Consider the following 15,046-nt stretch of genomic DNA (forward strand, 5'->3'; position numbering starts at 1 on the left):
CCAGGCTCTCACATGTTCTCGATACTATCTTGGCTATCTGGGAGAAGCTCCCTCTCGGCAGGCCACGATAGTGTAACCCGTAATCCACCAAGTTCCGATTCCGTTATATCAAGCCCTGCCTGCTCCCCATATCGAAGCTGGAGTCTCTGATTCACATTCCACAGGCCACAGCCCATCTCCTGATCCATCGTTCCCCTGAGCTTATTCAGAAGCGCCTCACGTGCCTCCTGAGTCATGCCTTGCCCGTCATCTTCTACGACAAGAACCATGACACCGCCCTGTTTTTCCCCAGAAACCCTTATTTCTCCGGCTTCCGCATCCGCTTCGATACCGTGGATTACCGCATTCTCCACCAGTGGTTGTACAATCAGGGGCGGTACTTCCTCTCTTAACATCTCATCAGACAGATCAAGCTTGTAATGAATTCGGTCCATACGCATTCGTTGGATCTCCAGATAACAGCTGACAAATTCAATTTCCTCTGTCAACGGCACTACATCCCGCTCCTGCCTTGTCGTATACCGATAATATCGGGAGAGGTTATGCGACATCGCGACAACCGCATCCATACGCTTCAGCTTCGCCATACTCGTAATGAAGGAGAAACAATTATAGAAGAAGTGCGGGTTAATCTGCGATTGCAGCTGCTTCAAGCGGGCTTCACGCACATGAATCTGTTCCAGGTAAACGTGTTCAAATAACTGCTGGATCTGCTCCACCATCAAGTTGAACCGTTCAGACAGAAAACTGAATTCATTGCGACCCTTCGGCTTAATCCTCACCGAATAATCTTCCTGCTTCAACCGTTGGAAACCGCGAATAAGTTGTTTCACTGGTACCTGCACCTGGACATATAACAAGTAGGCCACGCCAAAACTCATCAACAACAAACAAATCATCGAAGAATAGAAGAGCATATTCGATTGATGAATCGGCTTCAGAATATCGGATAAAGGCATATAGTCCACCAGATACCAGCCTGTCGTGCTTGATTTCACGGTGTTAACCATGTAGGGCTCGCCATCTATCACCACAGTCCGATTATCCACATCCTGAAGTTCATGGATGGACAGTTCTTTCATCAATTGGTTCGTTAACGAACGATCCGAAGTCCGATTATAGATAACTCCCGATTCTTCACGGAAATAGAAGGGGTCATGCCTGCCATCGTCCTTGAATTTATCGAGCATATCCCGAATGTTGTCACTATCAAACTCCAGTTTAATAATCGTTTCCGCATTATTAGCCGGGTCTTTAATACCGTATGGAGATACGGTAATCCAGCTAAACATAAACCGATCGTCTTCCCCATCCTGAATTTTGCGTACATCCCAGCCGGAACTGATATTCTCCCTTAGCGCTTGTTTATCGTAAGAACGTGCATCCCTTTCCGAAACCACCCTGCCCAGCGAAGGAGAGTACAGATATAACTTTGTCGCCCAATTGGACGAGCTTTCCTGAATACTTAGCTTATTCTGAATACGTTTGACCAGATTGATAGCATCTAGGTCAAAGTAGTTACTATCCGCGTAGATTCGCCGGAAGCTGGCAATGTCAGGATCATGTATGAGCAGATTCGGCCAGGAGGATAACAGCTCGATGTGCGTGTTCACTTGATTTTGGAAAAATTCAAGCTGGTTACTATTCGATCGATTCAACTCATCTCTGAGAACAGCTGTGGTTTTGTGATTGGAGTACCAGTACAGAAGCACTACAGGAATCAGCATAATCAGAATAAGAATGACCATTTTGGAAAACAGGTTTGTCCGATATGACATCTTTTCATCTCACCTTGTCTTAATTTGTCGTGACATTAATTGTAATGATGTAAGCGGTAAAGACAAACTATTTTTTTGAGACAAACCAATTCATTATCTAGCGTAAGCGTTACCAATTGAAGGGGGAAGGAGATAAAACCAATATTTCAGCACTAATTGCAACTTCCACGCACAAAAAGAGCCAGCCATGAGCCAGCTCTTAATCTGATTTTAGTATATCTCATTGAACGTTCTATCTAGATTGACCTTATTCCACATCTGTTTATGTAATTATTCTTATTTTCTATAAAAATATCAACTATGGCATATCGTAATCAAACACCGTATTCGCTCCATCCACGCCTACATCGAGCACAATATCCATGAGTTTCCCGCTGACGTACAGTGGGGATTCCGCTTTCCCATAAAACTCCAATTCCCCTGTAAACGTTCCATGGGGTTCAATCTCAATATGTACTGGCCTTAATTGGACAGACCGCAAGGCTTCCAATAGTGGATCATCCTTAAACTTATAACTGCGTGCGAGATCAGGCAATAACACAGCGGATACGGGATCTCTACCGTAATTTTTGAGTGTCAGGTCACAGGTTGCTCGGGTCTCACCCGTTTTCAGTACGTTAAAGGTACATGAGCTTGCATTCTGTAGATAGGATACCGAATCTATGCCTTTAGCCTCCCACTTGGCTATATACATGAATTTATCCGTCATATACGAGTAACTGAGAACAAGAGCGAGAACAACAATCCACAACCCTTTCGCAAGTCCCGGAAACGACCGACCAATCTCTTTGCGAGTAAGATAAAAGCCACAGGCGAAGATCCCCAATCCGAGGAAAAGTGTGATATGTACACCACTTAAATAAGATGTAGTATACGGTGATATACCTATTGCTGACAGTATTGTATCTCCAACAGAAAAACCAAGATGATGGTTAAATGTAAAGATGATCGCAAATAGCAATAAAGCCCCAGAGAACACAAGTCTGGTCCTCGACACACAAACACCCCCTAATCAACCACCTGATTATATCATATTTTTCCTAATTATGATTAACAATCCAAATCAAAAAAATAACAATAAAAGAACGTCTTCGGTGTTCACCGAAAACGTCCTTTTGATTTGTCACCGACAAGAGCTTGTAGAATACAAGTCTCTTATCATAACTGATGATCATTTTATTTACTTTTGGCAAGGAATGCATCGAGTTGTTCCTGTTTGGCTGCAATAATTTTATCAATTCCCGCTGCTTTCAATTTTTCCAGATATTTCGGAATCATTTCATTTGGATCAACGGCGCCCGATGTCATGCCCGGCTTGAACTGTTTGTTCACGTTGTTGACTGCAGCAATTTCATTTTTGACCGATTGACTGTTGAATGTAAAGCCCAGTGCTGGGGACTTCACACCTTTGGCGTTAAATTCTTTGAACTTTTCCCACTTTTGAGGGTCTTCATTATCCCAGAGGAAGTTCAGGAACTGGTTACCAAGCTGCCACTGGGCACCTGGATTGTAGGTACGACTGTTGGCATCTACGCCTTCAGGGAGAGTAATGATATTATCCTGTCCGTCTTTTTTCACATAGTGGGTGCCTTCAATTCCGAAGTTCAGCAAGTTGTTAATTTCCTTGTCGGAATGCAGCAGGTTAATGACCTGCATCGCTTTCTCCGGTTGCTCGGAAGAACGGGAGATTGCAAGCATTGCTCCAGATGCATCACCTGTCGTGATTGTCGGCTGTGTCATCTCAATCTGAGTCAGTGGGAAACCTACATACCCTTCTTCTTCTTTATCCTTGCCTGGCTTCATGCCGTCTGTCCAGAGAAACGCTTTTCCAGCCTTCGCCTGGTCTTTCGGGAACACATTGGACGTAGCAGCATCACTGTTGATATATCCTGCTTGATACCACTTGCGGGCGAGTTCAGCCGCTTCCTTGAATTCAGGCGTTTCCACTTCATTCAGAACCGTTGTTCCGCCTGCAGTTTTGGAGATCACTCCGGGTACGGAAGCATCACCGAGATAATCCCAATCCAGATTCTCTAACAGCCCATTACCATTGGTGTTGGACATATAGAATGGTGTAATGCCTGGCTCGTTTTCCTTGATTGTTTTGAGCAGTGGCTCCAGATCAGCCCAAGTCTTTACAGCCGTCAGGTCCAGCTTATACTTGTCAGCCAGATCTTTACGTACCAACACACCCCGTGTGGCAGCGAGTTCCTTATTCGTAGGAACCCCGTAATTCACGCCGTCCACCTGAGAACCTTCCAGAAAGGCAGGGTCCAGGTTTTTCTTGATATCCTGACCATAAGTATCAAGCAGATCATTCAATGGCAAGAATGCACCTTTCGCTACATTCACCGTGTAGTTCTGCCAAGCTGCAGTGAAGATAATGTCTGATTTTTCACCCGAGGAGATCATGAGATTCAGCTTGTTATCCCATTGCCCCCAGTCAATCGCATTGATCTTAAGCGTGGCTCCAATCTTCGGCTCCATCTTTTTGTTAATCTCGGCTTCCACCAGAGCGACATCCTTCTGTGGTGTCCCTGGGTAGAACAGTGTCACTTCGTAGGGTTTGCCCCCACCTTCGCTTGCTCCTCCGCCTTCTGCACCAGGTGTTGTTGTTCCACCCTTGTCTGTTGAGCAAGCTGCCAGCACCAGGCTCAGCGCCATAACTGTTGCCATCATGCGTGACCATACCTTTAATGATCTAACCAATTGAACCCCTCCTGTCATGTGTTGAACCCTACAACCGATTTCCCCAATTCACAAATAAACCTGTAACTACTTCTGTATATGCCCTTTCAGTCCATCTTCATTTACCTTGCCCTCTCCGCTAACCGGTTCAGAGTTATCCCTTCACAGCGCCAACCGTAAGACCTTTGATGAAATAACGCTGGAAGAACGGATATGCCAGTACAATGGGACCAATACCGACCACAGCCATCGCCATTTGCAGCGTTTTGTTAGGCAGATTCAGCAAGCCACCCTGCGACGAAATCTGTGAAGAGACGTTGGAGTTGGTTGTTAAATATTGAATATCGAGCAGCGTTCGATACATAAGGTACTGAAGGCTGATCGTCCGGTTATCTGATATAAAAATCATGCTAAGGTACCAGTCATTCCAGTAATTCAGTGTACTGAACAACGCGACGGTTGCCATAACGGGAAGAGAGAGCGGTAGTACGATACGTGCAAACGTTCTCAATTCTCCTGCACCATCAATCCGAGCGGATTCCAGAATGGACACCGGAATGGAGTTCGCGAAGAATGTACGCATAACCAGTACAAAGAATGGGGATAGCAGTAGCGGCAGTATGAGTGCCAATATGGAGTTTTTCAGATCCAATACATTGACATAGACCAGATACCAAGGTACCAGACCTCCATTGAACAACATTGTAAAGAAGATGAAAAAGGCGAACCAGCCCCGGTAAGGCAGATCTCTTCGCGAGAGCGGATACGCATACAATGCGGTCAGCGCAACACTTGTTATGGTACCTACAACGGTAACAATAAAGGATATACCATACGAGTGAAGGATCTGATCCATATCTCTGAACAGAAACTCATAAGCCGTCAGGCTGAACTTCTCTGGAATAAGCTTATATCCATTGGCAATTACGGTTGTCTCGTCCGAAAATGAGATGGCGAAGACAAGCAGGATCGGCACAATACAGGCAACGGCATAGAATAGAAACATCGCATGAATAACGGATGCGGAACGCTTCGATACGGCTAGTGGATCATGTGATTTCACAGCTGACTTGCCTCCTCTCAAAATAATGCATTATCTTTATCTATTCGTCTTACAATGGTATTGGATACAAGAACCAGCACAAATCCGACGATGGCTTGATATAGACCTGCTGCTGATGACATTCCGATATCTCCACCGATAAGGAACGTACGATATACATAAGTATCCAGTACATTTGTTACAGGGAACAGTGCTCCTGACTCCAATGGAACCTGGTAGAACAGGCTGAAGTCCGCATAGAATATACGGCCAATCTGCAATAACGTCATAATGACGATTAAAGGTATGAGGAACGGAATGGTGATGAAGCGGATCTGATGCCATTTGGTTGCTCCATCGAGCACAGCTGCTTCATAGTATTCTTCATCGATACCCACGACAGCTGCCAGATAGATGACGGCATAATATCCAATGTTCTTCCAAGTATTCACCAGTGGCAAAATATACGGCCAATACTTCGGCTCGGAATACCAGTCGATCGGCAGACCGCCGAACATCTGCAGAATTGTGGAGTTCATGAACCCTGAATCCTTGCCCAGGAAAGCCAGTACCAGATAACTGACCACAATCATGGACAGGAAATACGGCAATAACATAAGTGATTGATATAACTTGGACATTGCCTTGTTTTTCACTTCATTGAGCAGAATAGCAAGCCCGACACCTACAAAGAGATTCAGTGCAATAAACACGGTGTTATACGCGAGTGTATTTCGGGTAATTTCCCATGCATCACTGGTTGAGAACAAATATTTGAAATTGTCCCATCCACTCCACGGGCTTCCCCAAATACCATCAGCATAGTTTACATTTTTGAATGCGATCAGAACGCCGAACATCGGCATATAGTTGTTCACCAGCAGAAACAGGACACCTGGCAAGAACATGAGATACAGCACCTTGAATTTGCCAAGATTGTGCCACACAGACTTGCGCTTTCGGACTGTTTCTCCCGGTATTTCCGATATCCGTACTCCCTTACCCGCCTGGGGTTGTGTCTTCATAACTTGTTCTCCCTCACTCCTCTTGAATTCTTCCTCAGGATGAAGCTCCGTTGCGGCTCCTGTGGTTCAAGTATACGGCGGGGAAAGTAAGACCTCTATCTGCTGTGGTGACCTGTTGACTTATCAAATTATGACTTTAGTACCAAAAAAAACAAAACAAAGACGCAGCATGCTGCGCCTTGGACTATACGGTACGTGACTGTTTACGAAACTCCTGTGGTGTGATCCCCGTGCACTTTTTGAACATTTTGGTGAAATGCGAGTAATTATAATACCCCACCTTGCCAGCGATGTCCGTTACCTTGACGGTGGACTGGGACAACAACGTTTTCGCTTTAGCTACTCTGCCCTGCAGGATAAACTCAGATAGGGACATGCCCTTCTCTTTCCGAAACAGACGGGATAGATAAGCGGGATTGAATCCGGCAAAAGCTGCAAGTTCCTCTCGCATAAGTTCTTCACCAATATGGGTTTCAATATAAACGCACAACTGATCCACAATGGTCATAGGACTATGATCGTCCGGGTACAACACCGGGATAACACGATCAATCAGATCCGACGTCCACTGCTTCAACTGCGGCAGCGACCTTGTCACCATACTCTCTTCCGGCTCCCGTTCACCCGGATACAGACTGCGTATTGACACGTTCTTCTGATGAAGCAGTGGATAGACCACATGCAGCATGGCATGATAGTAGAGATGCAGCATTTCAGGAGACAATCCCTCCTGGGCAGCAAGCAATTCAAAAATTTCATCCACACGTTCTCGCAAATCCCCTACTTTCCCTGTCTCAAAAAGAATGGATAATTCCGAAAACCATGGAATAGGCAAAAAGCGATCTTCCTGATCTCTTCCCCGCTCATCATAGACAAAAACTTCTTCAAGCTCCTTAATATTGCGGCGTTCCATATCCATCAGTTCATTTAACATGCCTTGCAGTTCAGTTACAGCAACCGGGACACCAACATAACAGGACAAGCGGCAGTAGAAATACGTACCACAATCCTGGATATACCCCTGACAACGTTGTGCCACTTCGCTCGCACTCGGGATGATGCCGTCTTGCTCGTAAGCGAGTACAATATTCAATCCACTTTGATCCTGAAACACCTCACCCGGCTTGTTGCCAAGCAGGATCTCCCTGGCTGCATTACGGAGCGCATATTCAAGCACCTCCTCGTCGCGCAGGTCAAACTCACGCAGCCACTCCTCTACCGAGATCACAATGGGTAACACACGAGCCTGCGGATCAATCTCGGCACCATACAATTCTGCGAGCTCTTGCAACCGTTGTTTGGTTAACGTGATGCGCTGAGAGATGGCATCTTTCCAGAAGCGTTCTGTTAGTAGCGGTTTATGGGTCTTCCAGCGCTTGTATACGGTCTCATAAACTTCGTTGGTACGTGTACGCTGCTCTCCATCCTTGATCTTCTCCACCGCCTGGGTTACTACCTTAATCAATTGATCCGCTGGAGCCGGCTTCAACACATAATCAAAGCTATTTAGCTTGATGGCTGTCTGAGCATAATCGAATAAAGCATGCCCTGTTAGGAAAATGGTCAGTATGCCTGGATCATGTTTTAACACCCAGCTTTGCAGGTCAAGTCCTGTTTCACCAGGCATCTCGATATCACAGATCATAATATCAATAGCATTTGCTCTTAAGATTTCTCTTGCCTCTTCGGCATCATAAGCACTGAATACCTGCTCGACGCCTGCTGCTTGCCAGTTAACGCCTTCCACCATCGCTTGTAATGCATACACTTCATCATCCACGATCAACAGGTTCCGCATGGGCTCCCCCTTCTTCCTCTTCGGTCTGTGCGGGCAAATCAATGATGACTTTGGCGCCATGATCCGCCCTATTTCCAAACTGCAAACTGGCTTGATCACCATACTTCACTAAAAGCCGATGAGCCACGTTCCATATACCGATATGCTGTCCACTCGGGTCTTCAGTGTATTGTCCATGTTGCAGACGCTCCAATAACTCCTTATCAAATCCGACGCCATTATCTGCAATCATCAATTGAAGCACCGTGCCATCGACCTGACCGGATGAGTTCGTACCGAAACGTGCCACGATCCGAATGACGAAGGCTTGCGTCCGGCGCTGAAATCCATGAATAATGGCATTCTCCACAAAGGGCTGAATGGTTAATGGAGGAATCACATAATGCTCCAGATTCGGTTCGACATCCAGTTCAAAATCGAATCTGCTTGGAAACCTCAGCTTTTGAATTTCTAAGTAATGACGAATGTGCTCCAGCTCTTCATCCAGACGAATGACACGTTTGCCTGCGCGCAGACTGAATCGAAAATAATCGGCAAGATGACCCGCCATCTGCTGCACCAACTCATGCTTTTGCAAGGAAGCCAGACTATGAATAATATTAAGTGAATTCAGGTAAAAGTGAGGATTAATTTGCATTTGTAATTGTTTGAACTCTGCCTCCCGCGTTCGCAGTTGTTCCTCATACACATCAATCTTCAGATGCCTGATCTCACTGGTCATCTGATTGAAACTTCGTGTCATAAATTCAAGTTCCGAAGAAGATGGCGGGTCCAGCTTCACATCGAGATCTCCACGGCTCACCCTTCTCATGCCTCGAATCAACGCATTCATTGGGCGGAATAACAGATGCCGCAAAAAGATCAGTGCAGTAACCAGAATTACTGCCGCACCGATGGGGAGCAGACGAATGATCTGCTGGAAAAACGGGAGGTTACGCATCATGTCTTCCTCAGGCAGCAGCACGATATAATTCATCTGGGACATCGCCGAGGCAATACCCAACATCAGATATTGACGTGCTTCTCCCTTGTTCACAACTTCGGAGATCACCTGATACGGATCTTTCAGGCCAGGAAGATGCGCTGCAGCAAGCTGAATCTGTGCAGTAGTCAAAGTGGAATCAGATAATGCGCCACCGTCTGTTCCAACAATGACTGCGCCACTCCGATCACCGGATTCAGTGAATGGTTGTGTGTGATTCAATGCATTCATATCGACAAGTGCACCTGCATAGAACTGCTGGTTGATTCGCACCGTTTTGACCAGTGCATTCCACGTCCCGCCACGCACGATGCTCCATTCCGGCTTCTGGATATCCCCTTCCAATTGCTGCATCTGGACAGGCATACTCTCCTGCACAACCGACTTTTTGACATCATAATTGCCTGAAGTGGCGAGCAGCAGATCATCATTCACGGCATCATATAGAAAAAAAGAATCGATTAGATTATAAAAACCGATATCTGTCATGAATTTGTTCATAATTCGTTGCTTGGCAATAATATAATCGCCGCTGCCATATTTCAGAAAAAACAGAGAGATAATATCCGGGTCCCTCTCGCCCAGACTATATAAATACCGATTCGTCTCCTGTAATACACGTTCATTCTGCTCCACACTCTTGGCGAGATGACTCATATTGGTGAGGGATACTTTGTCACGGACGACTTTCATGGCGTAGACGTTGTTGTAATAAAGCAGCATGAATAGTGGCAGCATGATCAATGTAAGACCCACGATAAATTTAAAACGAAGTGAACGGATCAAGTTCATGGATTCCCGCCCTTTTGGAGGTAGTTCAAGAAGTCTGCTTTTGAACACACACTTTTTTTGATTCAACATCATTTTTCTATTTTCTTCCTTATGATGGCATGTTTATTGTAATCACCCCTGCTTGCCATTGTCTATGGGTTCCCGTGACCTTCATATGTCAATTCTGGTGACTTTCATCCGCTCCCATTTCGATAGTAACAAGCTTCATGTTGTAATAAATTCTCCAGTTGTAAAAAAAATCCTTCATTATTACTCTGAAGCTTCTCCCTAAAAATAAATGATGTAGCAAGCCCCGGACTCCACGAACGCCCGGTCTTGACATGCATACGATATATCACTCCTTGGGTTATTCACCAGGATGTAGGGAGGCCTGTTCAATGAATATTCAACTCACTGCATTACATTATGTCTATCTGGCATTTATCGTCTTGATCATCGCCGTAATGATCCGGCGCAGGGACACCACGATCATCTGTGTCGCGGGTATTATGACCATTGGACTTCTGGCAACCGAAACCTTAAGCGGCTCAGTTGCCGGGATCTTCAGCAGTTTTATCTATGCAACAAAAGAATTGATAAGTACGATCTTTATCATCTCGATTATTGTAGCGATGAGCCGTGTTCTGATCAGAACCGGTATTAATGAGGTCATGGTGACACCCGTCACCCGGTTTATCCGTTCTCCTCAGGTCGCATATTGGGGTATCGGATTGATTATGATGGTCGTATCGCTATTTTTCTGGCCATCGCCGGCCGTAGCACTCGTCGGTGCAGTTCTTCTTCCTGTAGCGGTGCGTGTAGGTCTTCCTCCCATTGGAGCTGCCATTGCCATGAACCTGTTTGGACACGGGATTGCACTGTCAGGAGATTACATTATTCAGGGGGCTCCCAAACTCACAGCTGATGCAGCCGGTCTACCCGTTACTTCCGTCATGACGGCCAGCATCCCTTTGGTTATTGTCATGGGAACCGTATCTACCCTTACAGCCTTCTGGATGCTGCGCAAAGAGATGAGATCAGGCTCACCTGTTCATTCTCCAGATGCCATATCAGGTACCGTGAGCACGGAACCCTCTTCCTCATCAGAGACTGTGCCCACCACCCTACCTGCTAATCAGCCTGTTCAAGGTCAAGTGATGTCACCCCGTCTGCAAAAAGCTTTTGCACTGCTTATCCCTCTGTTATTCGCAGTTGATGTAATTCTGATGTTTGTATTGAAGTTGCAAGGCGGCGATGCAACCGCTCTGATTGGTGGAACCGCTGTGGTCATACTGATCGCTGTCACCCTTGCCGCACATCGTCATGCTGGACCTGAGGAAACGACCCATTATTTAATAGAAGGATTTCAGTTTGGTTTCAAGGTATTTGGACCGGTTATTCCCATAGCTGCGTTTTTTTATCTGGGAGATGCTGCAATTACGGAGTTGTTCAGCAACCCTCTTCCTGAAGGTTCTCACGGGATCGTGAATGATCTCGGGGTCGCACTTGCTGGACTGGTGCCACTGAATGGAACCGTGGGCGCAATTACAATGACGGTGACCGGAGCAGTGACCGGAATGGATGGTTCGGGGTTCTCGGGTATTTCCCTGGTTGGCTCGATTGCGTCCATGTTTGCAGGTTCGGCAGGTTCTGCACCTGTGCTGACCGCGCTGGGTCAGGTTGCAGCCATATGGGTAGGTGGCGGAACCTTGATTCCATGGGCGTTAATTCCTGCTGCTGCAATCTGCGGAGTCAGTCCTTTTGAACTTGCAAGACGCAACCTGAAGCCTGTATTGCTGGGACTTACGGTAACGACGATTGTAGCTATCTTTCTGATCTGAGCAAAGGTTATTTACACTGACACTTCGATGACAGAAGCACCTTCCAATCGCTGTTATTCCCAGATTTTTTGATTCCCTTGATAAAGGGAAAATCAGGTAATAAGCATATGCTTCCGATGTAGCTTTCTTTCAGAAAGCTTTTAGGCGAAGTGTATGCTTTCGAAGTAGCTTTCTTGTAGAAAGCTTGTAGCTTCGCTTTTTCAGGTTTTTTCTGTCCTCTCCGTTATCGTGTAAATGATTAGTTCATCTCAAATAGACATTTTAAAAAAACGTGCGTGAACGCGCCCATCTCCAGAGCTCTTCACGCTTCATCTCGGCCAGATGCAGCATCTCCACATATGGATCTCCCTGTAATCCAAGTACAGAAGCAAATGCAGGCTCCGTCTTCCACCCTGCTTGTTTTAGTCTGCGGATCTCACGATGTCCTGCGTCTCCCCACAGTTGTAACAATCTCCACTCCACAATCATATGTAGGTATGCATTCTGCCTGTTAACTGGCACGGATTGGGCAAAAATCTCCACAGGCCAATGTCCCACTTGCAAATGACAAGTCACATAAGGACGTTGGTCTGGAAGATCCCCACCACGAACACATTGAAACTCACCAATCGCTCCGATCTGTTCATACATCTCAGCTTTGAAGGCATCCAGATCCTCCGCATAACACAGCAGATCCAGATCACTGCCCGGAACATCAACATCAATCGGTACTGTGCCCGCCGGATAGGGGTGGTAGGCAGCTAATAGTTCGAGCAAACCACTGCTCTGTATTACGCGATATGCGTCCTGCTGACGTGCATTACCCGAAGCAAGATGTGCCATTACTTCTGCGGTCGTGCTCATTTCAACGCCTTTAGCCACAGTTAGTTCGATCCTGTAATGACCTGTTTCACACGTCCCACTTGGCCACTCGTCAGTCGTACTTTGATTCCGTGTGGATGGGTAGGGGACTTGGTTAACAGATCCTTTACAATGCCACGTGTCAGCTTACCTGTAGCTTGGTCCTGCTTCAATACAATGTCCACTTCAAGACCCGGTTTAATATTTATTCGTTGTTGTCCATTCATCATGTTCACTCTCCTCTATGTCATCATTCATATCATGGTTCAAGTAGCTCTTCATACAAAGCTCCATCTATTGTAGACGTTTTGGTTTCAAAACAAAAGGGAGACAGACAACACCTCCCACTCCTGGATTCATGTTTCATATAGAGATCAAATATAAAGAAACCGCAGGTCTCTATATCCCGAGGCCTGCGGTTTCTAATTGAATTGCAATATCTAGGGCTTCACATGCTTCAACGAAGAAGAAGGTGCAGCCCCATCCTTCGCAGCTTCACGTGCCTTCACAGCAAGCAGCTCAGACACCGTCACGAATCGATATCCCTGCTGCTGTAACTTTGGCAAAATCGTTTTGAGTGCAGCTACCGTATGGGATTTGCCTTCCACCTTATCATGGAAGAGTACAATATCCCCATTACGGGCGTTATTCAGTACTTTTTTAACGATAGCCGACACACCTGGGGAAGCCCAGTCTCGTGTATCCTGATGCCAGGACCAGAGTACGATGGTATACCCTTTTTGTTTGGCAGCCTGAATGACCATATCATTGTAATAACCGCCAGGCGGTCTGAACAACAAGGGCCGCTCCGCACCCGCTTCAATGATGGAACTTTCCGCTGCGTTCATATCCTTCATGTACTTGTCCGCACGTGTTGATCGGACTGCATACGTGTGCGCATACGTATGATTGGCGATTTCATGCCCTTCGAGCTGTTCCTGCTTAATCAGTTCAGGAAATTTTTCTGCCCATTTGCCTAGTACAAAAAAGGTTCCTTTGGCTTGATATTGCTGAAGCAATGCCAGAATCTGCGGAGTCTGAACCGGATCTGGTCCATCATCAAAGGTCAGAGCGATGAGTTTATCCTGTGTGGGAACTTCCCACACGATCTCTCCTCGTTCCTCATAATACTGACGGTTCTTCTGTACAGGCTTCGCATAAGCAGAACTGCTACCCAGCAAAATAATTAGCGTGAACATTCCGATGACTCGGGCTGCCTTCAGGTTCATGTTGTGTCCTCACTTTGTCTTCAAACGTAAACTCCCTGTTAGCATTTCCCGATTCACCCGAACTCATGAACGAAAGATCTGATCCACGACGGCAATTTCTTCAGCAGTTAATTCCACATTTAATGTTTGCAGATTGTTAATGACCTGCTCTGGTCTCTTGGCACCTGGAATCAGTGCATCAATCGAAGGCTGCGTCAGGTACCAGGCCAGAACCAGATGAGCAACCTCAACATCCTTAGATTGTGCTATGCTGCGCAGTTGCTCAACTTTATCCAAATTTTCGATGAAGGCTTCACCCGTGAACAGCGGATTCTTCGCCCGTCCATCCTGAAAGGTTGTATTGCGATTATATTTACCACCGAGCAGTCCCGCTGCCAATGGGAAGTAAGGCACAAAAGAAATATTATGCTCAGCCGTATACGGCAACAGCTCTTTCTCCGCTTCTCTTTTGAACAGATTATATTCAGATTGTAATACGTCTACATGCCCGTCTTTGTTGGCTTCACGTAACTGATTCATGGAGAAATTAGATACGCCAATCGCACGAATTTTACCAGCGTCTTTTAATTGTTTTAACGCATCTACCGCTTCATCCTTAGGCGTATGTTCATCCGGAAAGTGAATGTAGAACAGATCAATGTAATCCGTTTGCAGACGTTTCAACGCCTCATCCACGGATGTCTTCAGAAAAGCAGGTGAGTTATCCATGACAATCTTGCCATCCACCAATTTATGAGCTGCCTTGGTCGCAATGATGGTATTCTGACGCTGACCGGTTTCCTTCAATACTTCGCCGATCAATCGCTCTGAATGCTCAGGTCCGTAAATATATGCCGTATCCAGAAAGTTAATCCCTTGTTTCAAAGCTGTACGAACTACTTCCTTACCCGTCTCATCATTCAGCATATCCGGATAGATATTATGCCCTCCTACAGCATTTGCACCCAGTCCAATGGGATTTACGACCAGATCGGTCTTGCCCAACCGTATTTGTTGTTTTGCCATGTGTCATCTCTCCCTTACTGATCGATATATAATGGATAGTGATTCAT

General features: G+C 46.0%; 12 protein-coding genes. 1 reads left to right on the forward strand and 11 read right to left on the reverse strand.

Going from position 1 to position 15,046, the window contains the following annotated elements:
• Positions 1-8: 8 nt before the first annotated feature.
• The 7 genes from ACX9NY_RS13055 to ACX9NY_RS13085 all read right to left on the reverse strand — a co-directional run bounded on the left by ACX9NY_RS13055 (position 9) and on the right by ACX9NY_RS13085 (position 10,105).
• Entirely contained in the window at positions 9-1,778 is a 1,770-nt protein-coding gene (locus ACX9NY_RS13055; protein WP_339241294.1) for a sensor histidine kinase, read from the reverse strand.
• 298 nt (positions 1,779-2,076) lie between these two features.
• On the reverse strand, positions 2,077-2,775 hold the full coding sequence (locus ACX9NY_RS13060) for a hypothetical protein (protein WP_339241292.1): 699 nt from the start codon (positions 2,773-2,775) through the stop codon (positions 2,077-2,079).
• A gap of 179 nt (positions 2,776-2,954) precedes the next feature.
• On the reverse strand, positions 2,955-4,487 hold the full coding sequence (locus ACX9NY_RS13065) for an ABC transporter substrate-binding protein (RefSeq protein WP_339241290.1): 1,533 nt from the start codon (positions 4,485-4,487) through the stop codon (positions 2,955-2,957).
• Between the two features lie 133 nt (positions 4,488-4,620).
• Positions 4,621-5,529 carry a carbohydrate ABC transporter permease gene (locus ACX9NY_RS13070; RefSeq protein WP_339241288.1) on the reverse strand — a complete coding sequence of 303 codons (909 nt, stop codon included), beginning with the start codon at positions 5,527-5,529 and terminating at the stop codon, positions 4,621-4,623.
• A gap of 17 nt (positions 5,530-5,546) precedes the next feature.
• Positions 5,547-6,533 (reverse strand): ABC transporter permease, encoded by a 987-nt coding sequence (locus ACX9NY_RS13075; RefSeq protein WP_472478794.1) that lies wholly within the window; start codon positions 6,531-6,533, stop codon positions 5,547-5,549.
• A 184-nt stretch (positions 6,534-6,717) separates the two neighbouring features.
• Positions 6,718-8,331 (reverse strand): response regulator transcription factor, encoded by a 1,614-nt coding sequence (locus ACX9NY_RS13080; RefSeq protein ID WP_472478796.1) that lies wholly within the window; start codon positions 8,329-8,331, stop codon positions 6,718-6,720.
• Positions 8,306-10,105 (reverse strand): sensor histidine kinase, encoded by a 1,800-nt coding sequence (locus ACX9NY_RS13085; RefSeq protein ID WP_472478799.1) that lies wholly within the window; start codon positions 10,103-10,105, stop codon positions 8,306-8,308. The genes ACX9NY_RS13080 and ACX9NY_RS13085 overlap by 26 nt, the downstream gene beginning before the upstream one ends.
• Before the next feature lie 377 nt (positions 10,106-10,482).
• On the opposite strand from ACX9NY_RS13085, the gene ACX9NY_RS13090 reads away from it, so the two are divergent.
• Positions 10,483-11,925, forward strand: coding sequence for a hypothetical protein (locus ACX9NY_RS13090; RefSeq protein WP_339241280.1), 1,443 nt, complete (start codon positions 10,483-10,485; stop codon positions 11,923-11,925).
• A 261-nt stretch (positions 11,926-12,186) separates the two neighbouring features.
• On the opposite strand, the gene ACX9NY_RS13095 is transcribed toward ACX9NY_RS13090, so the two are convergent.
• The 4 genes from ACX9NY_RS13095 to ACX9NY_RS13110 form a co-directional block, all read right to left on the reverse strand.
• Positions 12,187-12,786 (reverse strand): DUF4269 domain-containing protein, encoded by a 600-nt coding sequence (locus tag ACX9NY_RS13095; RefSeq protein ID WP_472478801.1) that lies wholly within the window; start codon positions 12,784-12,786, stop codon positions 12,187-12,189.
• Positions 12,787-12,788: 2 nt separating this feature from the next.
• A complete protein-coding gene (locus ACX9NY_RS13100; RefSeq protein ID WP_339243006.1) occupies positions 12,789-12,992 on the reverse strand; it encodes a YwbE family protein in 204 nt (67 codons plus the stop codon).
• A 213-nt stretch (positions 12,993-13,205) separates the two neighbouring features.
• Complete coding sequence (locus ACX9NY_RS13105; protein ID WP_253433462.1) at positions 13,206-13,994, reverse strand: polysaccharide deacetylase family protein; 789 nt, start codon at positions 13,992-13,994, stop codon at positions 13,206-13,208.
• A gap of 63 nt (positions 13,995-14,057) precedes the next feature.
• Positions 14,058-14,999: an aldo/keto reductase gene (locus ACX9NY_RS13110; protein ID WP_472478803.1), complete on the reverse strand. Its 942-nt coding sequence runs from the start codon at positions 14,997-14,999 to the stop codon at positions 14,058-14,060.
• Positions 15,000-15,046 lie beyond the last annotated feature (47 nt).

It is taken from the genome of Paenibacillus sp. CB74, from assembly GCF_055687625.1.

Excerpts from the sequence above, each read along its gene's own strand:
- ACX9NY_RS13085 (WP_472478799.1), bottom strand. The coding sequence starts at position 10,105 with ATGAACTTGATCCGTTCACTTCGTTTTAAATTTATCGTGGGTCTTACA.
- ACX9NY_RS13105 (WP_253433462.1), bottom strand. The coding sequence starts at position 13,994 with ATGAACCTGAAGGCAGCCCGAGTCATCGGAATGTTCACGCTAATTATT.
- ACX9NY_RS13080 (WP_472478796.1), bottom strand. The coding sequence starts at position 8,331 with ATGCGGAACCTGTTGATCGTGGATGATGAAGTGTATGCATTACAAGCG.
- ACX9NY_RS13090 (WP_339241280.1), top strand. The coding sequence starts at position 10,483 with ATGAATATTCAACTCACTGCATTACATTATGTCTATCTGGCATTTATC.
- ACX9NY_RS13110 (WP_472478803.1), bottom strand. The coding sequence starts at position 14,999 with ATGGCAAAACAACAAATACGGTTGGGCAAGACCGATCTGGTCGTAAAT.
- ACX9NY_RS13100 (WP_339243006.1), bottom strand. The coding sequence starts at position 12,992 with ATGAATGGACAACAACGAATAAATATTAAACCGGGTCTTGAAGTGGAC.
- ACX9NY_RS13075 (WP_472478794.1), bottom strand. The coding sequence starts at position 6,533 with ATGAAGACACAACCCCAGGCGGGTAAGGGAGTACGGATATCGGAAATA.
- ACX9NY_RS13055 (WP_339241294.1), bottom strand. The coding sequence starts at position 1,778 with ATGTCATATCGGACAAACCTGTTTTCCAAAATGGTCATTCTTATTCTG.